Consider the following 25,586-nt stretch of genomic DNA (forward strand, 5'->3'; position numbering starts at 1 on the left):
TTAACTTATTTCATCGAGGTTAAGTTCGAAGCTTGGCGCGAACACCTCTAAGAAATAATCCATCTCGGGTGAGCGTCTTTTGTCTAATGTCGCTTCTAAACGTCGTTTTGCCAAGGTGTATTCGTGATTACCAGCCGCGAGCTCTTCTAAACATTTCAAATAGGCGCAGATGGAGTCGGCCTGTTTAACAATAACAGACTCATCGCAATGAGACTCTGCCTCAACTAAAAAGGGAGCAAAATCGTCACGAAACTCTTCAGGCAGCATACCGAGGAGCTTTTGCTCAGCGGCGCGCTCGATTTTCTTGTATTCGTTCGCAATGTCGGGATTAAAATACTTAATGGGTGTTGGCAGATCGCCAGTAAGCACCTCGCTGGTGTCGTGATACATTCCTATAAGCGCCGCTTTTTCGGGATTAACTTGCCCATCAAACTTCTTGTTTTTGATGACAGCCAATGCGTGCGCGACAAAGGCAACTTGTAAACTGTGCTCTGAAATGTTTTCTGCGGTGATAGAGCGCATTAGCGGCCAGCGCTGGATCAGTTTCATGCGAGCAAGGTGGGCGAAGAAGTGGCTTTTGGGGGTAGATTGTTGGCTCATGCACGTTCTCCTATTTGGGCCGCTGCACCGATAGATGCAGCGGCGTAGACGTATTACTGACGATAAGTCGACAAGAATCGCTCAAGCCGGCCAATGGCCATCTCAAGATCTTCTATATGCGGAAGAAAGACGATTCTAAAATGGTCCGGTTTTGGCCAGTTAAATCCTGAGCCTTGTACCAGCAGTACTTTCTCTTGCTGCAAAAAGTCTAAAACCATTTGCTGATCATTTTGAATATTGAATTTCTTTTGATCCAGTTTAGGGAATAAGTACAGCGCACCTTTGGGTTTCACACAACTGACCCCTGGAATAGAGGTGATCATCTCATAGGCTTTGTCGCGTTGCTCCAGCAGTCGGCCACCGGGCAAAATCAGCTCATTGATGCTCTGGTAACCACCTAGTGCAGTTTGCACCGCGTGCTGCATCGGTACATTGGCGCACAAACGCATTGAGGCAAGCATATCCAGGCCATCTCGATAACCGGCAGTGAGATGAGCGGGGCCGGTCACAAACATCCAGCCACTGCGGAAACCACAGATTCGGTAGGCTTTTGACAAGCCATTGAAAGTGACACAGACCACGTCGTCGGTAAGGGTCGCAATCGAGGTGTGTGTGGCGCCATCGTAAAGGATTTTTTCGTAGATTTCGTCCGCGAAGATGATCAGCCCATGTTGTCTGGCAATTTCGATCACTTGCTGCAAAAAGTCACGACTGTAAACCGCACCCGTCGGGTTGTTGGGATTGATAAGGACAATACCGCGTGTTTTTGGGGTGATTTTTTTCTTGATGTCATCAAGATCTGGATACCAATCTGACGATTCGTCACACAGATAATGCACTGGCGTACCGCCGGACAGTGAGACAGAAGCTGTCCACAGAGGGTAGTCTGGCGCAGGTACTAGCAATTCATCACCGTTATTTAGCAGCGCTTGCATTGCCATCAATATAAGCTCGGACACACCATTGCCCATGTATACGTCTTCGACGTCTAGGCTCATGATCCCCTTTCGCTGATAGTATTGCACCACCGCCTTGCGAGCAGGGTAAATTCCTTTTGAATCGCAATACCCCTGTGAGGTGGGTAAATTGCGCAATACATCGACTAAGATTTCGTCCGGTGTATCAAAACCGAATGGGGCGGGGTTACCAATATTCAGCTTAAGTATTTTGTGCCCTTCCTCTTCCATGCGCTTAGCATGTTTAAGTACTGGACCGCGTATGTCGTAGCACACATTATCGAGCTTCGACGACATTGCGATATTTTCCATCGTAAGACCCCGTTATTTCTAATGACTATGGATTTTAAGCTACACTAAAAACTGGTTATTTAGTATAAAAATCTGCTAGTTAACTCTGATAATTGACGTAAAACTGTCCGGCTGTGAGTAAAAGCCCTCATTTCCAATAGTCGAGGCTTGATCTCACTGCCTGCACACCATAGAGTTAGTCCACTTTATCCCAAACACTAATTTGGCTTTCCATAACTAGAGGTTGGTTTGGCGCACCTAGAAAACTACGTGAACGAGTTGATCGCAAAGATCGAACCGACGACGCCAGCAAAGACACGTCTTGAAGTGGCTTTGCCTGCACTTAAGTTTCATCCTGTGGATTGGTTATCGAGCCAAGTTATTTATCCGCAGTTTTATTGGCAGTCGCGCAGTGGTGTAGAAGAAGTCATCGCTCTGGGGCAAGTCGCAACCTTTATCGAGCTCGCACCCGCCTATTTGGTCTTGCAGCCGTCGCAACGTATTTGGGGTGGTAGAGCTTTCGAATACGATAGTCCTCAGCGCAATCGTTGCCTTAAATCGTTTTACTTCATGCCGCAAATTGAGTTAATCCGTCGAGAAAACCAGTGGTTTTTGTCGGTTAACGTGGCTAATGATCCGACGTTAACGATCCATGCTTTACGCCAGCTCAAATTTGATTTTAAGCCATTAAAGACGCTGTCTACCCATGTTCAATCGCTTGAACATACCCCAAATAAAGTTCAGTGGCATTCCACAGTGGAAAAAGCGTTGGATGATATTAAGCAAACCGAGCTGCAAAAAGTCGTTCTGGCTCGGGAAACCAATGTAAAACTTGCTGACGATATTTCGGCGTATCAACTGCTGAAAACCAGCCTAATTAACAACCCTTATAGCTATCATTTTTTGCTTTCGGTCGATGCCAACCAACAGTTTATCGGTGCAAGCCCAGAATGCTTGTATCGCCGAAATGGTCTGGATATAGAAACGGAAGCGCTGGCTGGAACTATTGGCCGCGGCGATAGTGCTAGTCAAGATATGGAGTTGGCACACTGGTTGATGAACGACGAAAAGAACCTCAACGAGAACCAGTTGGTGGTCGACGATATCGCCCAACGATTGGCACCTTATTGCCAAAAAGTCACCATTGCGCAAGAAGCCAAACTGCTAAAATTACGACGCGTTCAACATCTAAGGCGACACATAGAGGCAAGGCTTAATGCCGACGTGCCAAAATTTGTGATTTTGGACGCCTTGCAACCTACTGCTGCAGTCGCTGGGTTGCCGAGACAGCTTGCGATGCAATTTATTGCCGATAATGAGCATTTCTTTAGAGGTTGGTACAGCGGTTCGGTGGGATACATCAGTCAACAGCACGCCGAGTTTAGCGTTGCAATCCGCTCTGCTATATTTATTGCAGGCAAAGTGAAACTGTTTACCGGCGCTGGCATTGTTACGGGCTCGAACCCTGAGCACGAATGGCATGAACTGGATAAAAAAATGTCCACACTGTTAAGTTTAATGGTCGAATCTAGCTCGTTGGAAGTGGCGTCGTAATGAATTCTACAAGCTACTCTCAAGCTGCGGTGAATCGAGTTTGGGCACGGCAGCTGTTTCGCCTGCTTGAGCAGTTTGGAGTTCGCCACGCTTGTATTGCACCAGGCTCTCGCTCGACACCCTTAACGTTAGAAGCTCAAGCAATCGACTCCATCGACGTGCATACGCATTTTGATGAGCGCGGTTTAGGCTTTATGGCACTCGGTATGGCAAAAGTTCATCAAGCACCTATTGCCATTGTTGTGACCTCAGGTACAGCGGTGGCTAATTTGCTTCCAGCGGTTGCGGAAGCAAACTTGACTGGTGAAAAGCTGGTAATTTTAACCGCTGATCGCCCGCCCGAGCTAATAGGCATCGGTGCCAACCAAGCAATTGTTCAGCAAGGACTGTTCTCAAGTCATGTGACAGAGGCGGTGGATCTGCCGTGTCCGACAATCGATGCTTTATCTCAAACTTTAATTCATCCTGTGCGAGAAGCGTTGCTGAAACAGCAAAACAAAGGTGGAGCGATTCATCTCAACTGCCCGTTTAGAGAGCCACTTTATGTGGACGACGAGGCTGATGTGGATGCACTCTTTTTCGAACTTCCACCCATAGAAACAGTTAGCCGAGCGCCAAGAAACCAAAGCCCTGACGCGATCTCGCTAAAGCCGCAAGGTTTAGTGATCATCGGCAGCCTTTCGCTCAAGGACGCTCAAAAAGCCAAACAGTTTGCTCAGCGGTTAGGTTGGCCTGTGCTGTGTGATATACAAAGTGGAGTGTCGAGCGAATTTTCTGGTTATGACGTATGGTTACCCTTGTGCCGAGAAAGAGCATTTTCTAACGTCATGCAAGTGGTGCAGTTTGGCGCACGGGTAGTATCTAAGAGGCTTAATCAATGGTTGGTGGAGCAGCATCAGCTTAACGCGTCGTTCGACTATCATGTCGTGACCTCAGACTGGCGACGGTGCGATCCAAATAGACTCAGTGCCACTCAGCATCATTCAGATATAGGGGACTGGATTGATCTTCAATCCTATCAAACGACCTCGCTGAGTGAGTATTTGCTAGAAAAACACGCTGCGGCCCAATTGTTATTGGCTCTAGACACTCACAGCCAAACACAGCAATCAATCAATGAAGTGGGCCTTGCACACGCGCTTAGCCAGCTTTCGCCCCACTGGGATCTATTTGTTGGTAACAGCCTGATTGTAAGGCTAATGGATATGTACAGCAGGCTAAACGATATCGAAGTATATTCTAACCGAGGAGCCAGCGGGATAGATGGACTGGTTGCCACAGCCAGCGGCGTCGCTCAGCTGCGAGCTCGGCCTATGGTGACCGTCGTTGGCGATACCTCGATGCTGTATGATCTGAATTCATTGGCTCGGTTATCTTCTGTCTCTACGCCTTCGGTGATTGTGGTGGTCAACAATGACGGTGGCGCAATATTTGATATGCTACCGGTGGATCCTGTTCATCGAGAGAAACTGTATCAAATGCCACACGGCTTACAGTTTAATATGGCGGCGAAAATGTTTGGTTTGGACTACGCGAAGCCAAAAACGGTGCAATCTTTGTTGGCGCGTATAGAGCAGCATCTCGACACGGGTAGTGGCGCTTTGCTCATCGAGGCTATGGTCGAACCAGGGCAAGCAAAGCAACATATCGCAACGCTTAAAAATACTCTGGCACAAACACTGCATGAATCTAATTGAGTACCCCAGCTTTCGTCAACAATCTGACAATCACACGGCCGTGTTGTTTGTGCATGGGTTGTTGGGCGATCATCTAGACTGGAATGGTGTGGTTGAACAACTTAGTGGTTTGACTGATGCACGATGTTTTGGCGTTGATCTACCTGCTCATGGTGCAGGTGCCGCCTCTGTTGCAGAGGTTGGATGCGATGTTGCCATCACGTTTGACACTATTGGTGAGCAGCTGCGTTCTTGTTGCCAATCAATCATTCAATTAGGTGTGAGCAACTTAGTGTTGGTGGGCTACTCTTTGGGTGCACGAGTATTAATGTTCGCGCTGACCCATCACTACCTGCAATTTCCAGAGCTGAAAACCCTGGTGATTGAAGGGGGAAGCTTTGGTCTTGAAAATGATCAATTGAGAACTGATCGCCGTAAACATGACAACCTTTGGGCGCAGCGTTTTGACACAATGAGCGCAGAGACAGCATTAAGTTTATGGTATCAACAGCCGGTGTTTTCGGACGTAAGCGAGCAGCAACGCCAAATGCTAATTGCGCAAAGAAAACGAAACCGACTGTCCTCAGTTGCAGTGATGCTCGAAGCCACAAGTTTGGGCAAACAACCTTATTTGCTACCCAAATTACTTGCTTGCGATACACCATTACAGCTTATCGTGGGCGAAAAAGATAATAAGTTTAGAACGCTGTACACACACTCGGGCATCCCTACAACAGTCGTGCCCAACGCGGGACATAATACGCATAAAGACAACCCGCGATTTGTCGCAAACACCCTTGCGCAGTGGATATAGAACAAAAGGTTAACAATGAGAAAAGCACAACTTTATCGATATAGACTTCCTATGGATAGCGGAGTGGTACTACGCGATAAAAAATTAACCGAGCGAGAAGGCTGGGTTGTTGAATTGATTGAAAATGATCGTCGAGCACTGAGTGAAATTTCTCCCCTGCCAGGTTGGAGTGAAGAAACTCTAGACGAAGCGTATCTCGAGGCGCGTCGTTATTTGCACGCGTGGATCGATACTGGCCGTTTTGAACTGCACATGGCGTCTCCATCGGTTGCGTTCGGGTTATCGATGGCGGAGCTTGAACTGCATGGTGAATTACCTGAAGAAGGTAACTTTATATCGGCTCCACTGTGCACTGGCGATCCTGACGAGCTACTGCCAAGACTCGCGAAGTTACAAGGCGAAAAAGTGGCCAAAGTGAAAGTAGGTTTGTATGAGCCGGTTCGCGATGGCATGTTGGTGAATCTGTTTTTAGAATCTATCCCTGACTTGAAGCTGCGCCTGGACGCTAACCGTACTTGGACCACCGAGCAGGCGGACAAATTCGCGCAATACGTAAAACCGGCGTACCGCCAACGTATCTCATTTATCGAGGAGCCATGCGCAAAACCGGGGCAAAGCCTTACCTTTGGCATAAACAATGGTATTGCGATTGGCTGGGATGAAACACTTCAAGAAGCTGTTCGAGAGCCTAACTTTGATCTTTCTCAGCTTACTGGTGCAAAAGCGATTGTCATTAAGCCGAGCCTGATTGGGTCGGTAACTAAGTGTCAATATCTTGTTGAACAGGCAAAAGCGCTTAATCTTAAAGCGGTGATCAGTTCGACCTTAGAAACTAGCATAGGCCTTACACAATTGGCGCGCTTTGCACGCTGGTTAACACCACTAGACGTACCTGGATTGGACACGTTAGATCTGTTCCAGCAGCAGCTTCATACGCCATGGCCGGGAAGCGAACTGCCTATCGCGACTCTAGACTCGCAAGAGCTCGTGCTCAGCCTTTAGCCTCTCACCCATGATGACCAACGAGCTTGCCGCGCTAATTAGCCAAAATGCTGGCACTGAACCACACTCGGTTGCGCTTCAGCTAGATGATCGTCAGTGTACGTGGGAAACATTGCAGACAGACATCGAACGGTTTGCTCATCACCTGCATCAGCAGGGGGTGGGGACAAATTCGCGGGTGTTAGTGATCGGGCGTAATCAGTGGGAAGTGTTGCACCTTTATCTCAGCTGCTTGTGGTTAGGCGCGGTCGCGGTTGTGGTCAATCGATTCCCGCAAAGCACGCTAAAAGCGATCGCCAAACAAGTGGGCGCGACCCATTACTATCCATTTAGTGATGACGACTTGTTGTCGTCGTCTACCACACTTGACCGTTTCAACTATTCCCGTTCATCTGCGGGGTCGCTGTTACCAGCGCCAATGGAACTTGCTTCTGTTGTGTTAAGTTCAGGCTCTACCGGTACGCCAAAAGCGGTGGTTCATGATGCTAACGCTCACATACACTCGGCACAAGGTGTGTGTGAATTAATGCAATGGCATCGCTACGATAATGCTCTGCTCACTTTGCCGCTATATCATGTTTCCGGGTTAGGAATGGTGTGGCGATGGTTATTCAGTGGAAGTTGTCTTTCTATTAGTGATAAACCGCAGACACTCTCAATCCCGGTTACTGTGACCTCGATGGTGGCTACTCAACTGCAGCGCTGGTTAGCGGAGCCTTACGCATCACCAATCAAGATCCTTTTAGGCGGCAGTTACATTGACCCTAATCTCGTTGAACAAGCAAGGCTACAAGGTGCAAGCTGTTATGTGGGCTACGCTATGACCGAAATGGCATCGACCATATGTGCTAAAGCATTTGATGGGCAACACGGCGTGGGTCAAGCACTGCAAGGTCGTGAAGTAGCGTTGATTGAGGGTGAGGTGGCCGTTCGTGGGCCCATGCTAGCAAAAGGTGTGTTCGTCGATGGCGTGCTTACGCCGCTTGCAACGAAAGATAGTTGGTATCTCACCAATGACTTAGGCCATTTTCGTGATGGGCAGTGGTTTATTGTTGGCCGACGAGATAATGCGTTTATCTCGGGAGGCGAGAGCATACACTGTGAAGAGATTGAGTCTGCGCTATTAAGTACTGGCGATTTTGCACAAGTGTTGGTGGTAGCGGTTGAAGATGACGAGTTTGGCTTTCGTCCCGTCGCGTTATATACCCCATCACACGCCTTTTCACGCACGAAAACAGAGCAGAAGTTACAGACTTCACTGATCAAGTTCAAATGGCCTATTGACTACTACCCGATCCCACCCTCAATGCAGGGTGGTGTAAAGCTTAACCGAAAACAGTTAACGCAGTGGGTTAAACAGCATAGGCAGCAAGTGCTTAGACGCACTTAGACCACTTTCCTATTAGTTAGGCGAAAAGGTGATTTAACCTTTTAAGCGCAACACTCAATAATTGCCTGACAAAGATGGTTTAGGAAGGAACTAATGGTCGTTGCGATTGTATTGCTGTTGATAGGAGTTGGCCTGGTAACCGACGGGTTGGTTTCGTCAATCTCTCAGTTGCTGGCATTTTTGGTGCTGCTACTCGTGACCGCTCTTAAAGTGGGTACCAAAAAAGACTCATCGGACGCTCAATAGAGCGAGCAACATTAGCCCGACAACTTTGTAAGTTTAGCCCTTTCTCTTGTCCAACCTGTTCTCGATTGAAATTTGCTAATACCACCCCCATATCTTTATCTATCGGCGTGCTACAAGGTTATGCCTTTAGCTTGAATTACGTGTAACCCACTAATGTATATTGGTTTTTACACTTTGATACATCTAATGCGCGCCAAAAGCTGTCCAGTTACCTACAATCTTGGACCAAATTGATTATAAAAAGAGTGAATATGAAGAAGTTACTATCTGTACTTGTACTCCTAGTGGCCAGTATGTCGCTGGTGGCATCACCAATTGCTGAAGCAAAACGCTTTGGTGGTGGTAAATCCTTTGGTAAGAGCTTTAAAACTGCTCCTGCACCGAAACAACAGCAAAATACCAACAACATTAATCGCAACAACACCACTCAAGGTAATAAAAGTGGTTTGATGGGTGGCCTAATGGGCGGCCTGCTTGCAGGTGGTTTGCTAGCTGCATTTTTTGGTGGCGCATTTGAAGGCGTCAACTTTATGGATATTTTGATCCTTGGTGCGATTGCCTTTTTTGGGTTTAAATTCTTGCGAGGCATGCTTGGTGCAAAGGCTGGAAGCATGAATCAGCAACGCACAGCTTATTCTGGCGCACAAACCGGTTCACAAGGTTATCAGCGTGACGCAAAAGGTGATCATGACTTCAATACCAATTTCACGCCTAATAATGGTGGTGGTTTTGGTACTCAAGCGCAATCAGATGTGCCCCATAACTTCTACCCAGGCTTTGACCAGTCAGCGTTTGTGGATGGCTCTCGCGAGCACTACCGTATTTTGCAAGGCGCGTGGAACCACAATCAGCTTGAAACGATCAAAGAGTACGTGAGTGACGACTTGTATCAAGAGCTGGTGGCTGATCGCAATGAGCTAGGCGGTGAGCAGCATACAGATATCATCTTTATCGATGCTGAAATTGTTCGTGCTGACTACAACGCTGAGCGTGCGCAACTGAGTCTTCAATTTAAAGGCCGTTATCGTGACGCAGTCGAAGGTGTCGAAGAAGACATTACCGATGTGTGGCATTTAGAGCGTGATATGACCCAAGATAACGCTCCTTGGTTGATTGTGGGCATTCAAGGTAGCTAAACGCTGCTAACTCCATGGCTTGTGGCTAGGAATAGCAATAGGCTTACAGGAAGCGCCGTATCGATTATCGATACGGCGCTTTTTTTGTGTTGTTCTAAGTATCGTTTAGGTACTTACTGATATTCACTTCATCCACTTGTTCGCTAGGTAGGAATCGTTGGGCGTATTTCAAATAAGTGCCACTGGTTAAGAAAAACTGGAACAGCGCCATGTCAAAATGCTCATCCAGAGCCATCTTATACATTATGTCCACTGCGACACTGATTGGTTTGGCCCTTTTATAAGGGCGGTCTGAAGCGGTAAGCGCTTCAAATATATCCGAGATAACTAAAATACGTTCAGGAATAGACAGCTGATCGGCGGTTAGTTTTCGAGGGTAGCCCGTACCTTTGAGTGTTTCGTGGTGGGTAGAAGCATACCGCGGTACACGACTGAGCTCTGGAGGGAAGGGAAGACGCTCAAGCATTTTGATACCGCTAATCATGTGTTCGTTGATTTTATAGCGGTCTTCATCGGTGAGCGTGCCTCGGCGGATGGATAAGTTATATATCTCTCCCAAGTTATATTGATGCTCTGGAACTCGTATATTGATGTTGAGCTTGGGGTCAAACTCACCACCGTGAGTCCGCGGAACAATGTGTTCCGCTTTATCCGCTAACAGTGACTCTTCACAAGGATAGTCACTTGCGGTATTGCTCATTGCTAACTCTTCGAAAGGCGATAAACCCAGTCGATTGTCAAAGTATCGTGTCCAAGTTTGAGTCGATAACGTTTTGATTCTTTCAATGTCCTCATCACTCATAAATTCGCCACCGATGTTGGCTTTTGCGACAAAAGCAAAGTCGAGTTGAAGCTGTCGTTGCTGTTCAGCAAGTTGATCAATGAGAGCTTGTTTTTGATCCAAATCTAAGGTGCCTCGAAGTTGTTTGAGAGTGTTAATTTCTGCGTCACGCCACAGCACCTCAAAGCGCATACGGATTTCGTGAATACGATTGTAAATGGTTTCTAATTTACTGCCTTTGTCGATGATGTGTTCAGGTGTGGTGATCTTGCCGCAGTCGTGTAGCCATGCTGCCATACGAAATTCGCGACGTTCATCATTGTTTTTGAATGCAAAGTCTTTGAAAGGACCAGAGTCTGCCTGTTCCAGCGCTTGTGACAGCATGATGCCAAGCTCTGGAACACGGTTACAGTGCCCTGCAGTGTATGGCGATTTGTCATCGATGGCTTCGGCGATGACCTTTATGGTGGATTCAATAAACTCTTTTTGAGCTAATTCATACTCTCTTATAACATGGGACATTTCGTGGATAGAGCGCGATAACTCCCATACCTCTTTAATTGGGGTATCGATAAGTTTCACCTCATCGTAGCGGCGCTGTTTGATTTTTTGAGTTTCAATCTGCAGTTGGGTGATTGGAGTGACGATTGGGGTGCCGAATACCCAAGCAAGCGGTAGTAATAACGTCATCACCCCTACGGTGATGAATATCGACATTATCACTCGTTCTCGCGCCACCGCAGTTATTGCATCAACGGACAAAACCACAGAAAAATATTCTTCAAATACTCCGCTTTGGCCGACCACGGTGACATAAAAATAGAACATTTCACCCTCGATCGGCACAACGTGCAACTTGTCGTGCTTAGTCGAGTCATTTGCTATATCTATTAGTGCTTTATAGGGAACATGCGTAGAAAATGCTGCATTAGAATGTCCTAACTCGGACTCTAACCATTTAAGTTTTAGAGCTTGTCGTTGCTCGCTACTGATATTGTCTATCGCAAGGTTTATGACGGAAAGCACATCAGCATCTTTAGGTTGCATGACCAGATAAAACTCACTAGGAAAATCGCTGTTCACGTCTTCGAGTGTTGAGTGCAAAATATAGTCACTATCGAATGCATTGCTTAGAACCTGTTTTAGTATGGCTGAACTGTCGAGTACTCCATCAATTTTGCCACTTTTAAGGTCTTGTAGCGCGAGATCGCGGTCTGTATAGGTGACAATGGCGAGCTCACTGTAGTTTTTTTGCAGCTCTGGAATAATTGACCACCCTTCAAGCATGCCTATTTTTTTGCCCTTGCCCCACTGTTTTAAATGAGTGACAGAGTATTGTTCGTGGTGGGTGAGCAAGCCAAAGGGCATATCAAATAGCGGTTTTGAATAGATGCCAAGACTAGGGTCATATTGCTGTAAGGAGTGCAAAATATCGATAGCACCGACTTTGTAGCTGTCGACTAACTCAGCCCACGTCCGTCCATTGATGTAATCGAACGTTAAGCCCGTGTCTTGTTGTACAAGGTTGAGTAGATCGATGGCAAAGCCTTTAGGTTGACCAGCCAATGCAAAATCTATGGGTGCCCAGTCGTTCTGATTTGAAATGGCTAAGTTGCGAGTACTTTGCATCAACTCTTTTTGCTGTGCGCTTAACACTAAGGGCGTGCTTTCTGGGATGGTAACCGATGGCTCGATATTTTGATTGGATGCGATGATGTCGCCACTACCATTAAACAGATAGGCTTCTGCTTGATTTCGTTCATCTTGGGTGATGATGTTTTCAGAAATGCTCAGTGCTATTGCCGATAAAACAATGTCGACACCGAGCACCACATTGTGTTCTGGAATGGCTTTTGAGTAGGTTTGTCCTGTTAGTTTTAAATTGTGAAACAGGTAGGGGTCGGTTTTATAGACCCAGTCAGTGGCATCCCTGTTATACCAAGCACGTTGCGTTGGGTAGTAGTTGCTTGCTTCTTCGACGAGCTCTCGGGTGACAAACTCATCATTCATAAATGCTGTGCGACGAATACGTTCGTTACTGTGTGATGTGTGGGTGATGAGCACCCAGCGATCAACGGCCGAAGCACCAATTTCATTTCTTACTAGGCTCGATGCCTCTAAATTAATGAGTTGTAGGAATTCGTCGTCATCGTTACCAATATAGATAGAATATAACGTGCTGTTCGCTCTCAATGCTCGTGCAAATGTTTTCGCCAAAGGCAAAATATCCTTGGAGTGATCGAGGTGCTTTTCGGTGATTTCCGCAAACAGATCCGTTGTATAACTGGCGTTCCGATCGAGATCACTGATTGTTTGGGTGATAATGGCAGACGCATTCGCATATCGTGATAGCGTGTGTTCTTTAGCGAGTTCTTTGGTGAAGTAGTATTGTAAGAAGATGGCTAAAGTTGCGGTGAGAATAGTGGCGATCACAAACATACCACCAACAGTGATACGGATGGGAAGCTTGGTTTTTACGCTAAACTTGAACAAAAGCAACTCCTTTGCTAATGACAATTTTTCTAAGGGGCACGCTAAAATGTACCGCTATTTGGTGCCTATTTGATCACCATCGAACCACTTTTATTATCTTAGATTGTAGCCTTCCCAATACTAGCGTTTTGTGAGCCCTTTGCTGTTTAAGTAAGGCAATATATGAGGGCGTGATTCACCCGCGAGTTTACCCGTCACCTGCGTCGACCATTTACTCTGCTTTTGATTGCTAGAACGAGTGGCATAATATTGCTGCATGGCGCTGTCGTAGGCGTCGATATCATTCATATCAAGCGGCTCATACTGGTCTTGATGCACGATGACGTGAGAAGGTAAGCGAGGCTTAACTTCTGGATTTTGATCGGGATGACCCAAACAGAGTCCAAATAATACGGCAGTATTGCTGGGTAGATTAAGCAGTTCGTCGACTTGTTGAGCACTGTTACGTAGCCCGCCAATATAGACCCCGCCTAATCCCATCGACTCGGCAGCGAGGAGACAATTTTGCGCCATAATTCCGCAGTCAACCGCTCCGATAACGGTGAGTTCAGTAAAGTCTGCTTGGACGTCTGGGTTAATAGCAGCATGGCGCTGGTAGTCGATACAAAATACTAAAAATTCAGCAGCTTGCTCAACATAGGCCTGATTACCAGCATAGCGAGCAAGCGTAGCTCGTTTGCTTTTATCACTGACACGAATAATGGATACCACTTGTAAAAGGCTCGACGAGGACGCCGCCAATCCGGCGTTAATAATGTGCGATAACTGAGCCTCTTCGATGACTTCGTCGGTAAATTTTCGAATTGAGCGGTGATTCAAGATGGTGCTGAGTGTTTGGTTCATGTGGCCAAGTCCATGTGAGTAAAATTGCTACTCTATTGACCATAGTAAATTACCCCCAACAGGTAAACTCGTTATGCAACAAAAGCTTATAGTTTCATGCATATCCGAGCCATTGATCGTGTTTTAACTGCTTCGATGTTTATGGCTGGAAAATACATTTCCCCAAAATGAACCCTTAAAGGGGGGCATCAATAATCAGTGGAGAAAGGACCCATGCGATGTAGGCTACCCATACGATCAGCAGTACATGCAAAACATCGTTCTCTGAAAACCAAACCCCTTTACTCCACAGTTTTTGGCTAATACCTGCCTTAAAGTAGTATTGGTAGCAGAGCATTGTCGCAATAAGTCCGAGCCAGGTGCCAAGCAGAGCATAGTTAAGTGAAGTAGGCTGTGTAACGATGTGCCACAAATTAAGTGCAGCCATAAATAGAATCATTGGTGTGCACCAATGCACCATGAGCTCGAAGGTGAGCAATGCTTTTTTCGGCTTGAATGCGGCGTACGTGATCATGATGCAGTAAGCAACCGAGACTGCAATTGCGACTAATGTTGCCCATCGTTGACCGTGTTCATTGAGTAACGAGTAGGCCACCGCGACCAACATGACATTGACGCTCAATTGTTGGAAGATCATATAAATGACTTCCCACCAACTGGTCCAAGCGACCATAGGCCTATCTTGGCATTTAAGTTGATAGCCAAAGGCTTGATAGCTTGTCCCTGCTAGGAGCGCTCCCACTCCCCACAGTATCAACGAAACCCCCCACAATAGTCGAGAGGTGTGGTTATCAAAAGTGACCAAGAAAAAGAGGCCCAATAGCGTGGTTAGTACACCTAACAGGTAGACCCAAAAGGTGGAGCTGGGTTGAGTAATGAATAGCTTGTAACGACCAAGCTCATAGCGTTTGCAAGGCTGCACCTGTCGCCACGTTTGCTCAGTCAATGAGGGATCATCATGCGGAATGCTCTGCAGGCGACCCCAAATCGAGTGCAACTCATTGGGCTTTTGCGGTGACATGGTGCCTACTCGTCTGCTAAGAATTGACGCTGCGCATCGCTAAGTGTTGGAGGTATCAACACAAACTTCCCAATATGCTGTTTTTGAGTAAATTGCTGCTGCGCAGTAACGATATCTTTAAGTTCGAAGGTTTTAGCCAGAAGAGGCTTAATCTCACCTTTTTCAACGTATGAAATTAGGTTGGGAAATACCGGTTCATCCCATCCCGTACACCCGATTAGCGTGAGGTCTTTAAGATAAAAGTCGCGCATGTCTAAGGTAACCATGGGGCCAGCAATGGCTCCTGATGAGGCATATCGACCACCACGTTTTAAAATTTTGGTCATTTGAGTAAAAGCCTCTCCAGCGACATTATCGATGACCACATCGACGCTTTTCTCGCCCAGTTCTTTTATCAGATCCGCATCTCTTGCAATTACACGGTCGGCACCAATGGCATAGACCGCCTCCATTTTGCTTGCGCCTACAACGGCCGTGACGGTCGCGCCACGACGTTTGGCCAGTTGGAGTACGGCCGAACCTACACCACCGGATGCCCCCGTAACCAACACGTGGTCGTTGCGACTCACCTTAGCGCGATGCACCATGTTTTCTGCCGTGCCATAAGCACAGGGTAGAGTGCCAAGTTCAGCATCAGACCAGTCGCAGTCAATATGAAACACCTCAGAGGAGGCCACTTTGACCAATTGAGCAAAAGCACCATCAAAATCGGAAGCCATCCAGATATTTTCTAAAGAATCCCAGCCTTTATGCCGAATACTGCAACGCACCAGAACCCGCTCACCAATGCGCTCGTGACTGACATTCGTGCCGACTTTTACAATACGACCACAGCAATCGGTTCCTTGAATAAAGGGAAAAGGCGTTTGATCGTTCCAACCGCCATCTGCTTCCTGCGCAGCGTTGGCTTTTTCCGCATCGTTTTGACCAAGCGCTTCTGTGCCCTGGGTGACTTTTGATGAGTACCAACCCAAACGAGTATTAATTTCAGTGTTGTTTACCCCGGCGGCTAGCACTTCGATGAGCACGTCATCCTTACCTAGAGCGGGAATGGGGACATCTTGGTAGCTAAGTTGCTCAAAACCTCCATTCGCCAGTGTTACAACGGCCTTCATGGTAGGCTGGTCGTTTTGAATGGTGAAACGCTGCTTATTACTAAAATCCGATGTGTGGCTCATTGTCGCTCCATGCGATATTAGGCATTCTTGTCGGGACACAATTGTTTTGTTTGTGGCCTGTTGGTACTCAAAAGGCTAACACAATCAATGGTAAACAGAAAATCTAGTGATATATCGGCGAGTTTCACGAAGACTCTTTATCGAAAAGTACATTTTTTTACTAAGGTAAGGTCGCTGCTTACTGACGCTGGGGACAAAAAAAGCCCCAGCTCTTTCGAGTTGGGGCTTCAATCAGTTTCTGAGGCGATTAGGCGTCAGCTTGGCTCGCTTGAATTGCTGTCAATGCGATGGTGTAGACGATGTCGTCAACCAATGCACCACGTGACAAATCGTTCACCGGCTTACGCATGCCCTGAAGCATAGGACCGATAGAGACAAGGTCTGCAGAACGCTGAACCGCTTTGTATGTCGTGTTACCTGTGTTTAGGTCTGGGAATACAAATACAGTCGCTTTACCCGCTACTGGAGAGTTTGGCGCTTTAGATGCTGCCACATTTTCCATGATTGCCGCATCGTATTGAAGTGGGCCGTCAATCACAAGATCAGGACGTTTCTCTTGAGCGATCTTAGTTGCTTCACGCACTTTATCTACGTCTGCACCTTTACCCGATTCACCGGTCGAGTACGAAATCATTGCAACGCGAGGGTCGATACCAAATGCCGCTGCAGATTCTGCAGATTGAATCGCGATTTCTGCAAGTTGCTCTGCGTTTGGATCTGGGTTGATTGCACAGTCACCGTATACCAATACTTGATCAGGCAAAAGCATGAAGAAGATTGACGAAACGATAGACGTGTTAGGTGCTGTTTTGATGATTTGGAACGGAGGCACGATAGTATTTGCTGTGGTGTGAACCGCACCAGATACCAGACCGTCAACTTCGTTGTTCTCAAGCATCATCGTACCTAAGTACACTGAGTCTTCAAGTTTTTCACGGGCAACAACTTCCGTCATGCCTTTTTTACCGCGAAGCTCAACAAGACGTGGTACGTAGTTTTCACGTACGTTGTTCGAATCGATGATTTCAACGCCTGCGCCTAGCTCAACACCTTGTTGCGCTGCAACACGACGAATCTCGTCTGGGTTACCCAGAAGGACACAGTTTGCGATACCGCGCTCAGCACAGATAGCCGCAGCTTTAACAGTACGTGGCTCTTCACCTTCTGGAAGAACAATACGTTTAGCCGCTTTACGAGCAAGTTCTGTTAACTGGTAACGGAACGCTGGTGGGCTTAGACGACGAGTACCTTGAGTACCTTCAGATAGAGAGTCGATCCATGGGCCGTCGATGTGGCTCGCTACGTGATCGTTGATGTATTCGATACGCTCTTTATCGTCTGCAGGTACTTCTAGAGTGAAGCTCTGCAGGTTAAGCGATGTTTGCCAAGTGTTACCTTGTGCTTTAATCACAGGTAGGCCTGTATCGAACGCACGTTGGCAAAGGTCTTGGATCTCTTTTGGTAGGTCATAGCCGCCAGTAAGCAGCATTGCACCAATTTCAACACCGTTCATTGCAGATAGGGCTGCCGCGATGATGACGTCTGGACGGTCTGCCGAGGTTACTAGCAGTGATCCAGGCTTAAAGTGCTCAACCATGTGCGGTACAGAGCGCGCACAGAAAGTGATGCTCTTGATACGACGAGTGTGGATTTCACCTTCGTTAACCACTTCTGCGTTAAGGTGTTTCGCCATATCGATAGCACGAGTAGCAATAAGCTCGATGCTCCAAGGCACACAACCTAGAACGCGGATTGGGCTAGAGTTGAAGATTTGCATTACTTCAAGGTTAGCTTGCTGAGCAGCTGCACCATCGTCAAATACTTCAGAAAGATCAGGGCGAGTACGACCATCATCATCCACTGGTGCATTCAGTTTATTGATGATTACACCGCTGATGTTTTTGTTTTTGGTGCCACCGTAGTTTGAGCACGCAATTTCGATGCGCTCTTTAAGCTGTGACGGATTGTCGGTGCCTGGAGTCGCAACAAAGACGATCTCTGCGCCTAGAGTTTGCGCCACTTCGCGGTTAACCTGGTTCGCAAATGGGTGCTTGCGAGTCGGTACCAAACCTTCAATAAGAGTCACTTCTGAGTTTTTGCTCACGCGAGAGTAGTTTTCTACGATGCTTTCTAGCAATACGTCGGTTTTCTCTGAGCTGATCAGTGACTCAGCTTCGCTCATCTTCATTGGCTCTGCCACTGTGATGTCGCTGCTGTTTGTCAGAATAGTGGTGCTTAGATCAGGCTGGTCGCTGCCAGAACGTGGCTGCGCGATAGGCTTGAAGAAAGAAACGTTAACACCTTTACGCTCCATTGCGCGGAGCACACCCAGACTAACGCTAGTTAGACCAACACCAGCACTAATTGGGATAAGCATGATTGTACGGGACATTCGTTAAGAACCTCTGTCTTTATAATTAGATCGTCAACGCGCACACGAGGGGGCGAATGGCGCTGAATCAAAAAAAGGCTGACCGATGGTCAGCCTAATACAGTATTACAGGCTTGCGAGACGCGCAGTGTCTTCAGCAATCACCAACTCTTCGTTGGTTGAAATAACCAACGCTGGGATACGGCTGTCAGACGAAGTGATTTTACCTTCTCCACCAAAGCGTGCTTTAAGGTTTGCTTCACCATCAACTTCGATGCCAAATACACCTAGACGGTTAAGAACCATTTCACGGATTGGAGCAGAGTTTTCACCGATACCACCAGTGAATACGATAGCGTCTAGACGGCCGTCTAGAGTCGCTGTGTAACCTGCAACGTACTTCGCTAGGCGGTGGCAGAATACGTCCATCGCGCGAGTCGCTTCTTCTTTGTCGCCGTAGTTGTCTTCAACAAAACGACAGTCAGACGTCACTTCAGTTAGACCTTGTAGGCCAGACTCTTTAGTTAGCATCGTGTTGATTTGTTCAACAGAGTAACCCAGTGCGTCGTGCAGGTGGAAGATGATTGCAGGGTCGATGTCACCACAACGAGTACCCATAACAAGACCTTCTAGAGGTGTTAGACCCATTGAGGTGTCAACAGACTGGCCATTTTTGATTGCACATACAGATGCGCCGTTACCAAGGTGGCAGTTAATGATGTTAACTTGGTCTGCTGGCTTGCCAAGTTGCTCAGCAACTTCACGAGCAATAAATAGGTGAGATGTACCGTGCATGCCGTAGCGACGGATTCCGTGCTCTTTGTATAGGTTGTATGGAAGCGCGTATAGGTACGCTTCTTGTGGCATAGTTTGGTGGAATGCGGTATCGAATACTGCAGACATTGGCAAACTTGGGAATGCTTTTTGAGCCGCTTTAATGCCGATGATTGCAGCAGGGTTGTGAAGAGGGGCTAGAGTTGCACAGTCTTCGATACCACGTACTACTTCGTCATCGATAAGCACAGAACTAGTGAATTTTTCTCCACCGTGTACAACACGGTGACCAATAGCTTTAAGTTGATCGGCAAGCTCTGGCTTAGAGGCTAGGATGGTTTCAACGATGAATGATAGTGCTTCATCGTGTGCGGCACCTTCACCTAGTTGTGCTTCGTGTTTACCATCAAGTTTCCACTTGATGCGAGCTTCTGGAAGGTGAAGACATTCAGCAAGACCGGTTAGGTGCTCGTTGCCGTTGTCCGCGTCTACGATTGCGAATTTAAGAGAAGAACTACCACAGTTTAAAACTAAGACTAGCTTTGACATTTAGTGCATACCTATTAATGGCTGATTTTCATCAGTAGGATTAAATAATCAAAAGAATAGTCGATCCATTAAAAATCACACTATTCTCGTATAAAAATTGATCACTTCCGTTTGTGAACGCGTACGTTGACTAAAACACTACACGTTCGATCCTTGCAATCAGGGTTCAATTGCGCCTAAAGTGTAGGTAAGCGTAATGAAAATGATCGGCCTAACGTACTGGCATTGTGTAAATATAACAAAATTAATTGAAGCTTTGTTAACTTTGGTCAATTTTTTACGCGTTTATTTTAGTTTTTAAAATTTTTTTAGTGAGGCATCCATGAGTCAACAAGTCGGATTGTTCCATTGCTTAAAAGATGGGCAAAAATATATGGATACTTGGCCGATGCGCAAAGAGCTGAGCCCACTGTTTCCAGAGCAGCGTATCATTAAAGCCACTAAATTCGCTGTTAAGGTGATGCCTGCCGTTGCTGCGATCAGTGTTTTGACGCAGATGGCGTTTCAAAATGCAAACGCTTTGCCCCAAGCGATTGTAGTGGCCTTATTTGCGATTAGTTTGCCATTGCAGGGGATGTGGTGGTTAGGTCATCGCTCTCACAGTGTACTACCTCCAGCACTCGCGGGTTGGTATCGAGAGTTGCACGCCAAAATTGCCGAGACGGGCGTCGCGTTGGAGCCTGCAAAGAGTAAACCCCGCTATAAAGAGTTAGCACAAATACTCAATCGAGCATTTAAGCAGCTCGACCGCTCTTCACTAGAGCGTTGGTTCTAAATAGTTACAGTGATTAATTATAAACTCCACCCATGCGGTGGAGTTTTTCGTTTTAGGCACTGCCTAAGTTTTTCGGCTTATTTACTTCGTTTGGCGTTAAGGTTTGAAAAGCCCATGTTGAAGATTTGAAGCGCCACAAATATCTCAACGCCACATCGCTAAAATAGCAGTGTGATGTTCCGTATGTTGCGATAATGTTGCCCTATGGCTTTTCTTTCTTCTTCTAAGGTGTTAATAATGGTGAAGAAAACAACGATTCGCTGCCAAATGAGCAGTCGAACGACCTAAAAGTGCAATACGCACACACAACATTGCAATTAATATGCTGAATCAAGGAGTGAAGATGAAAGCAAATAAACTGATCGCTGCCGCGTGCATTGCGGGCGCAGCGCTACTTACGAGTGGCAGTGTTATGGCGGATATGGCAAAAGTAGCCGTTTCGCAGATTGTTGAACACCCAGCGCTTGATGCAACACGCCAAGGTTTGATCGATGGACTTGAAAAACATGGCTATAAGCAAGGTGAGAATCTAGATTTCGACTATAAAACGGCGCAAGGTAACCCTGCTATTGCGGTGCAAATCGCTCGTCAATTTGTCGGTGAAAATCCAGATGTTCTTGTCGGAATCGCAACACCAACTGCGCAAGCGCTCGTCTCTGCGACCAAAACGATTCCAGTGGTCTTTACCGCAGTCACCGATCCCCTTGGTGCAAAACTTGTCAACCAACTTAAAAACCCCGGCTCTAATGTCACTGGCTTATCTGACTTGTCGCCAGTTGCGCAGCACGTTGCGCTGATTAAAGAGATCATGCCAGAAGTCAGCTCTATCGGTGTGGTGTATAACCCAGGTGAAGCAAACGCAGTTTCTTTGGTTGAACTACTTAAAACCAGTGCTCAAGCTGCGGGTCTAGAAGTGGTTGAAGCGACAGCGCTAAAAACCGCCGATGTGCAAGCAGCTACGCTGGCGATTGCAGCAAAATCTGACGTGATATACGCGCCAACGGATAATACTGTGGCAAGTGCTATTGAAGGTATGATTGTGGCCGCAAACCAAGCTAAAACACCGGTATTTGGTGGCGAAAACTCGTACGTGAATTCTGGCGCTATTGCGAGCCTTGGTTTTGATTACTACCAAGTCGGCGTTCAAACAGCAGACTACGTTGCCGCTATCCTAGATGGCCAAGCACCGGGTGACTTGGATGTACGTGTCGCTCAAGGTTCTGATTTAGTGGTTAATGCAACTGCGGCGAAAGCCCTAGGCATTGATATTCCTAAATCAGTGATGGATAGAGCAACCAGCGTAAAATAACGTTGAACACTAGCACCACTAAAGGGCTGGCGATAACCAGCCCTAAAGCAGCAGAGAGGGAGTTGTAATGTCTGCTTTTGCCTTTTTTGGAGCCTTGGAATTAGGGCTCATTTTTGGTCTGGTTGCGTTAGGCGTGTTTTTAACGTTTAAGGTGCTGGACTTTCCCGATCTCACTGTGGACGGTAGTTTCCCTATGGGTGCTGCGGTTGCGGCTACCGCGATCGTGGGTGGTATCGACCCTTGGGTTGCGACAGCAATGGCTATTGTCGCCGCTGGATTAAGTGGTTGGGTTACCGCATTTTTAGCGGTTCGGTGCGGCATATTGCACTTGCTCGCATCCATTCTTACGATGATTGCCGCTTTTTCTATTAATATTCGCATTATGGGGCGACCAAACGTTGCGTTGTTGGGCCAAGATACGTTGCTCACTCCGTTCGAAGCCTTTGGTAATCCGATGTACATACGCCCACTAGTGATTGCGGTACTTGTACTTGCGTCGATGTGGTTTGTTGTTCGATTACTGAATAGCGACTTTGGGCTAGCCTTACGTGCCACTGGTGTGAATCAGCGTATGGTGAAAGCGCAAGGTGTCAGCGTCTCTTTTCATACTTACTTCGGTTTGGTTCTCTCTAACGGCTTTGTAGGCTTTGCGGGAGCATTATTTGCTCAAGCAAACAGTTTTGCCGACGTCACCTCAGGTGTGGGAACCATCGTTGTTGGCCTTGCCGCGGTGATATTGGGTCAAACTATATTGTCTAGCACAAAAATATGGGTTGCAGTAATTGCGGTTGTTCTTGGTTCGGTGCTGTACCGTTTAGCCGTCGCGTTTGCGCTTAGTAATGGAATGTTTGGTTTGCAGGCTTCTGATCTCAACTTAGTGACTGCTCTATTAGTGGCTCTAGCCTTAATAGCGCCCAAAATAAAAAGCCGTATGAAAGCCAAAAAGCGTATGGCGGAAGCGAAAGCTGCTAAGGAGTCTGTATGATCCAGTTAGATGATATTCAAGTCACCTTCAACCCGGGCACTATCCTAGAGAACAGGGCATTACGAGGCATTGATTTAGAGGTGCCTAAAGATCAGTTTTTGACCGTCATTGGCTCGAACGGTGCAGGTAAATCTACGCTACTTGGCGCTGTGACCGGTGAAACACCGATGATAGCAGGTAAAGTGGTCATCGACGGCCAAGATGTCACACGTAATAACGTTCATCAACGTGCCAGTTTGTGTGCGCGAGTGTTTCAGGATCCATTGGCAGGCACTTGTGCTGATCTCACTATTGAAGAAAATATGGCGTTGGCCTTTAGTCGCGGCTCAAAGCGGGGTTGGGGTTTAGCCTTGTCGAGTAAACGTCGCCGATTGTTCCAAGACCGTATTAGCATTTTAGGCTTGGGTCTTGAAGACCGATTGGGGGACAACATTGGCCTGCTTTCAGGTGGTCAACGCCAAGCGGTTAGCTTGGTGATGGCGACGTTGTCGGACAGCAAATTACTGCTACTTGATGAACATACTGCAGCGCTTGATCCGCGAATGGCGGCATTTGTCATCGATTTGACCAAAACAGTGATCACTGAATTTAACTTAACCGCAATGATGGTGACTCACTCAATGAAAGATGCGTTGGCGTGCGGCGACCGTACAGTGATGCTGCACCAAGGCGAAATCGTGCTAGATGTTGCAGGTGAGCAGCGCAGTAACATGCAAGTAAGCGACCTTTTAGAGATGTTTACCAAGGTACGGGGTGAAGAGCTCGCCGACGATAGCTTACTATTGAGTTAACCGACAAAGGAGTATGAGCGTTTTATTGAGCGCTCAGTCCCTACAAAGCGTGATCACGTTTAGAGTTTACTTGCTCTATCTCGGATCGCGCTTTTTTTGTGCCTAAGGTTTTCTACAATGTCCGCCTAAATAAACTTCGAGATTGCGCTTCATGACTGCTCCCTTTTTACATCATGCTTCAACGTGCGATGGTGTCACTGCTACCACCTCAACCCTTAGACTTGTACTACAAACCAAAATCGATGAACTTTTAACGGTTTATGTTCGTATTGAGCCGGATAATGAAGAGTATTTGATTGAGATGACGCGCGGCGAAGACAAAGGTCGACTTGCGCAATGGAGCGCAGAAATTCCTCTCAATGGTGATCGTGACGTGACTCATTACGTCTTCAAAGCGATCAGTGCTACGCAGCAGTGGTGGCTGGATGCACAAGGCATTAAATCTCGCATGCCACCGCGAGAGCTGCATTTTAAATATAACGCCGACCATCAGCCTGTTGATTGGGTGAGTGATCAGGTGTTTTATCAAGTATTCCCGGACCGATTTTGTAATGGTGACCCAACGATTGGAGTGACCGACGGGGAGTACTCGATTAAGCACGGCACTGTTCCTGCGACAGTAAAAAGTTGGGATCAAGCAGCGGTTGCCACAGGGGCAGGGATGTCGGTTGAGTTTTATAACGGTGATTTACAAGGTGTTGCTCAAAAGCTCGATTATCTGCAGGCGTTGGGTATTACTGCGGTGTATATGAACCCGATTTTTAGTTCTCAAACCAATCATAAATACGACACAATGGATTACTACAGTGTCGATCCACATTTGGGAACGAATCAACAACTTGCCGAACTCACCAGCAATATTCATCAGCGTGGAATGAAAGTGGTACTCGACGCGGTATTTAATCACACTTCGGTGGAGCACCCATGGTTTGATATGAGTGGCCGTAGCGGCGACGGGGCGTATCAGTCGCCGAGTTCGCCTTATCGAGATTACTATTTATTTGAAGAGGACAGCCAGCGTTATCAGGGCTGGAAGGGTGTGGCGAGTCTGCCTGTACTCAACTTCGAGAATCAGGGTGTGCGTGATGCCATTTACGATGCAGATGATGCGGTGATGAGGTATTGGCTACGCCCACCGTACAATATTGATGGTTGGCGCTTGGATGTTGTGCATATGGTGGGCGAAGGTGAGGGCGCCAAAAATAACGCGCACTATGTGAAGGAGTTTCGCCGAGTTACCAAAGAAGAGAACGCCAATGCATTTGTACTAGGTGAACACTTTTTTGAAGCCTCACAATGGTTGCAAGGGGATCAAGAAGACGGTGCGATGAACTACTATGGCTTTGCGCACCCAGTACGCGCTTACTTCGCGCACAAAGATATTGCGTATGCACCGATCCAGTTGTCTACCCAAGACTTTGTGGATTGGTTGACGGAAGCTAAGGGCAAATTGCCATGGGCAAATCAGCTAACCCAACTGAATCAACTTGATTCTCACGACACGGCGCGTTTTCTCACTATGGTGAATGAGGACGAGGCGCAACAAAAACTGGCTAGCGTGTTCCTGATGACCTATGTTGGTACGCCTTGCCTTTACTACGGTACAGAGGTTGGTATGGTCGGGCAGAATGACCCAGACAACCGTCGACCGTTTCCTTGGCATAGTGTTGACGGTAACCCTTGGCTAGACTTTTACCAATCCTTAATAGCCATACGTCAAAGTCATGCGGCGCTGCGTCAAGGTGATATTCAATTCTTAGTGGCTCAAGGCCAGCAGCTTATCTATTCGCGCGAGCTTAAGGGCGAGATCGTTATAGTTGCACTCAATTTAGCTGAGCAAGTTCAAGCCGTATCGATCCCTTCGTGGAAACTGGGTATTGAAGACGCGAAATTTACGTCGTTGTTAGGAGACGAAGAGGCGCAAGCGGTACAAGGTCAGATTGAGATGAATCTACCAGCGAAAGGATACAGAGTTCTCGCAATGATGGATTAAAATAGTTCGGCCAATATTCTGTGGTGCAGATTACCCTGTGCAATTAGGGCTGCGTGCA

Annotated in this window: 20 protein-coding genes; 12 read left to right on the forward strand and 8 right to left on the reverse strand. The window is 47.1% G+C overall.

Annotation, left to right across the window (positions count from 1 at the left end):
* Both yfbR and JQC93_RS09500 read right to left on the reverse strand, forming a co-directional pair.
* Positions 1–600: a 5'-deoxynucleotidase gene (gene yfbR / locus JQC93_RS09495; RefSeq protein ID WP_205158207.1), complete on the reverse strand. Its 600-nt coding sequence runs from the start codon at positions 598–600 to the stop codon at positions 1–3.
* A gap of 53 nt (positions 601–653) precedes the next feature.
* Positions 654–1,868, reverse strand: a complete 1,215-nt coding sequence (locus JQC93_RS09500) for a pyridoxal phosphate-dependent aminotransferase (protein ID WP_205158208.1) — start codon at positions 1,866–1,868, stop codon at positions 654–656.
* A 228-nt stretch (positions 1,869–2,096) separates the two neighbouring features.
* Between JQC93_RS09500 and JQC93_RS09505 the strand changes: the two genes are divergently transcribed.
* From JQC93_RS09505 to JQC93_RS09535, 7 genes are all read left to right on the forward strand, one after another.
* Positions 2,097–3,401: an isochorismate synthase gene (locus JQC93_RS09505; protein ID WP_205158209.1), complete on the forward strand. Its 1,305-nt coding sequence runs from the start codon at positions 2,097–2,099 to the stop codon at positions 3,399–3,401.
* A complete protein-coding gene (gene menD, locus JQC93_RS09510) occupies positions 3,401–5,098 on the forward strand; it encodes a 2-succinyl-5-enolpyruvyl-6-hydroxy-3-cyclohexene-1-carboxylic-acid synthase (protein WP_205158210.1) in 1,698 nt (565 codons plus the stop codon). Before JQC93_RS09505 ends, menD begins: the two co-directional genes overlap by 1 nt.
* Positions 5,085–5,891, forward strand: a complete 807-nt coding sequence (locus tag JQC93_RS09515) for an alpha/beta fold hydrolase (protein ID WP_205158211.1) — start codon at positions 5,085–5,087, stop codon at positions 5,889–5,891. Before menD ends, JQC93_RS09515 begins: the two co-directional genes overlap by 14 nt.
* Positions 5,892–5,906: 15 nt before the next feature.
* A complete protein-coding gene (gene menC / locus JQC93_RS09520) occupies positions 5,907–6,893 on the forward strand; it encodes an o-succinylbenzoate synthase (protein WP_205158212.1) in 987 nt (328 codons plus the stop codon).
* 10 nt (positions 6,894–6,903) lie between these two features.
* Entirely contained in the window at positions 6,904–8,283 is a 1,380-nt protein-coding gene (locus JQC93_RS09525) for an AMP-binding protein (RefSeq protein ID WP_205158213.1), read from the forward strand.
* 93 nt (positions 8,284–8,376) lie between these two features.
* The gene (locus tag JQC93_RS09530) at positions 8,377–8,529 is read left to right on the forward strand and encodes a hypothetical protein (protein WP_205158214.1); all 153 of its coding nucleotides are present in this window, start codon (positions 8,377–8,379) and stop codon (positions 8,527–8,529) included.
* A gap of 251 nt (positions 8,530–8,780) precedes the next feature.
* Positions 8,781–9,665 carry a Tim44 domain-containing protein gene (locus JQC93_RS09535; RefSeq protein WP_205158215.1) on the forward strand — a complete coding sequence of 295 codons (885 nt, stop codon included), beginning with the start codon at positions 8,781–8,783 and terminating at the stop codon, positions 9,663–9,665.
* A 94-nt stretch (positions 9,666–9,759) separates the two neighbouring features.
* Here JQC93_RS09535 and JQC93_RS09540 read toward each other — a convergent pair whose 3' ends face one another.
* The 6 genes from JQC93_RS09540 to JQC93_RS09565 form a co-directional block, all read right to left on the reverse strand.
* Complete coding sequence (locus tag JQC93_RS09540; RefSeq protein ID WP_408068596.1) at positions 9,760–12,939, reverse strand: HD domain-containing phosphohydrolase; 3,180 nt, start codon at positions 12,937–12,939, stop codon at positions 9,760–9,762.
* Positions 12,940–13,059: 120 nt separating this feature from the next.
* Positions 13,060–13,782, reverse strand: a complete 723-nt coding sequence (nfsA, locus tag JQC93_RS09545) for an oxygen-insensitive NADPH nitroreductase (protein ID WP_205158216.1) — start codon at positions 13,780–13,782, stop codon at positions 13,060–13,062.
* A gap of 175 nt (positions 13,783–13,957) precedes the next feature.
* Entirely contained in the window at positions 13,958–14,803 is an 846-nt protein-coding gene (locus JQC93_RS09550) for a hypothetical protein (RefSeq protein WP_205158217.1), read from the reverse strand.
* Positions 14,804–14,808: 5 nt separating this feature from the next.
* A complete protein-coding gene (locus tag JQC93_RS09555) occupies positions 14,809–15,981 on the reverse strand; it encodes an alcohol dehydrogenase family protein (protein WP_236009455.1) in 1,173 nt (390 codons plus the stop codon).
* Positions 15,982–16,228: 247 nt separating this feature from the next.
* Entirely contained in the window at positions 16,229–18,373 is a 2,145-nt protein-coding gene (gene pta / locus JQC93_RS09560) for a phosphate acetyltransferase (RefSeq protein ID WP_205158218.1), read from the reverse strand.
* Positions 18,374–18,478: 105 nt separating this feature from the next.
* On the reverse strand, positions 18,479–19,675 hold the full coding sequence (locus JQC93_RS09565; RefSeq protein ID WP_084886008.1) for an acetate kinase: 1,197 nt from the start codon (positions 19,673–19,675) through the stop codon (positions 18,479–18,481).
* 322 nt (positions 19,676–19,997) lie between these two features.
* Between JQC93_RS09565 and yfbV the strand changes: the two genes are divergently transcribed.
* From yfbV to malZ, 5 genes are all read left to right on the forward strand, one after another.
* Positions 19,998–20,450, forward strand: coding sequence for a terminus macrodomain insulation protein YfbV (gene yfbV / locus JQC93_RS09570; RefSeq protein ID WP_205158219.1), 453 nt, complete (start codon positions 19,998–20,000; stop codon positions 20,448–20,450).
* Positions 20,451–20,793: 343 nt separating this feature from the next.
* The gene (locus JQC93_RS09575; RefSeq protein WP_205158220.1) at positions 20,794–21,759 is read left to right on the forward strand and encodes an ABC transporter substrate-binding protein; all 966 of its coding nucleotides are present in this window, start codon (positions 20,794–20,796) and stop codon (positions 21,757–21,759) included.
* Positions 21,760–21,826: 67 nt separating this feature from the next.
* A complete protein-coding gene (locus JQC93_RS09580; protein WP_205158221.1) occupies positions 21,827–22,744 on the forward strand; it encodes an ABC transporter permease in 918 nt (305 codons plus the stop codon).
* Positions 22,741–23,535, forward strand: coding sequence for an ABC transporter ATP-binding protein (locus JQC93_RS09585; RefSeq protein ID WP_205158222.1), 795 nt, complete (start codon positions 22,741–22,743; stop codon positions 23,533–23,535). Before JQC93_RS09580 ends, JQC93_RS09585 begins: the two co-directional genes overlap by 4 nt.
* Positions 23,536–23,686: 151 nt before the next feature.
* A complete protein-coding gene (malZ, locus tag JQC93_RS09590) occupies positions 23,687–25,528 on the forward strand; it encodes a maltodextrin glucosidase (protein ID WP_205158223.1) in 1,842 nt (613 codons plus the stop codon).
* The last annotated feature ends 58 nt before the right edge of the window (positions 25,529–25,586 follow it).

It is taken from the genome of Vibrio ulleungensis, assembly GCF_016900875.1.
Taxonomy (GTDB): Bacteria; Pseudomonadota; Gammaproteobacteria; order Enterobacterales; family Vibrionaceae; genus Vibrio; species Vibrio ulleungensis.

Bases quoted from the DNA above. Each gene is read 5' to 3' on its own strand.
- yfbR (WP_205158207.1), bottom strand. From the start codon at position 600: ATGAGCCAACAATCTACCCCCAAAAGCCACTTCTTCGCCCACCTTGCT.
- JQC93_RS09500 (WP_205158208.1), bottom strand. From the start codon at position 1,868: ATGGAAAATATCGCAATGTCGTCGAAGCTCGATAATGTGTGCTACGAC.
- menD (WP_205158210.1), top strand. From the start codon at position 3,401: ATGAATTCTACAAGCTACTCTCAAGCTGCGGTGAATCGAGTTTGGGCA.
- JQC93_RS09515 (WP_205158211.1), top strand. From the start codon at position 5,085: ATGAATCTAATTGAGTACCCCAGCTTTCGTCAACAATCTGACAATCAC.
- menC (WP_205158212.1), top strand. From the start codon at position 5,907: ATGAGAAAAGCACAACTTTATCGATATAGACTTCCTATGGATAGCGGA.
- JQC93_RS09525 (WP_205158213.1), top strand. From the start codon at position 6,904: ATGATGACCAACGAGCTTGCCGCGCTAATTAGCCAAAATGCTGGCACT.
- JQC93_RS09530 (WP_205158214.1), top strand. From the start codon at position 8,377: ATGGTCGTTGCGATTGTATTGCTGTTGATAGGAGTTGGCCTGGTAACC.
- JQC93_RS09535 (WP_205158215.1), top strand. From the start codon at position 8,781: ATGAAGAAGTTACTATCTGTACTTGTACTCCTAGTGGCCAGTATGTCG.
- nfsA (WP_205158216.1), bottom strand. From the start codon at position 13,782: ATGAACCAAACACTCAGCACCATCTTGAATCACCGCTCAATTCGAAAA.
- JQC93_RS09550 (WP_205158217.1), bottom strand. From the start codon at position 14,803: ATGTCACCGCAAAAGCCCAATGAGTTGCACTCGATTTGGGGTCGCCTG.
- JQC93_RS09555 (WP_236009455.1), bottom strand. From the start codon at position 15,981: ATGAGCCACACATCGGATTTTAGTAATAAGCAGCGTTTCACCATTCAA.
- pta (WP_205158218.1), bottom strand. From the start codon at position 18,373: ATGTCCCGTACAATCATGCTTATCCCAATTAGTGCTGGTGTTGGTCTA.
- JQC93_RS09565 (WP_084886008.1), bottom strand. From the start codon at position 19,675: ATGTCAAAGCTAGTCTTAGTTTTAAACTGTGGTAGTTCTTCTCTTAAA.
- yfbV (WP_205158219.1), top strand. From the start codon at position 19,998: ATGAGTCAACAAGTCGGATTGTTCCATTGCTTAAAAGATGGGCAAAAA.
- JQC93_RS09575 (WP_205158220.1), top strand. From the start codon at position 20,794: ATGAAAGCAAATAAACTGATCGCTGCCGCGTGCATTGCGGGCGCAGCG.
- JQC93_RS09580 (WP_205158221.1), top strand. From the start codon at position 21,827: ATGTCTGCTTTTGCCTTTTTTGGAGCCTTGGAATTAGGGCTCATTTTT.
- JQC93_RS09585 (WP_205158222.1), top strand. From the start codon at position 22,741: ATGATCCAGTTAGATGATATTCAAGTCACCTTCAACCCGGGCACTATC.
- malZ (WP_205158223.1), top strand. From the start codon at position 23,687: ATGACTGCTCCCTTTTTACATCATGCTTCAACGTGCGATGGTGTCACT.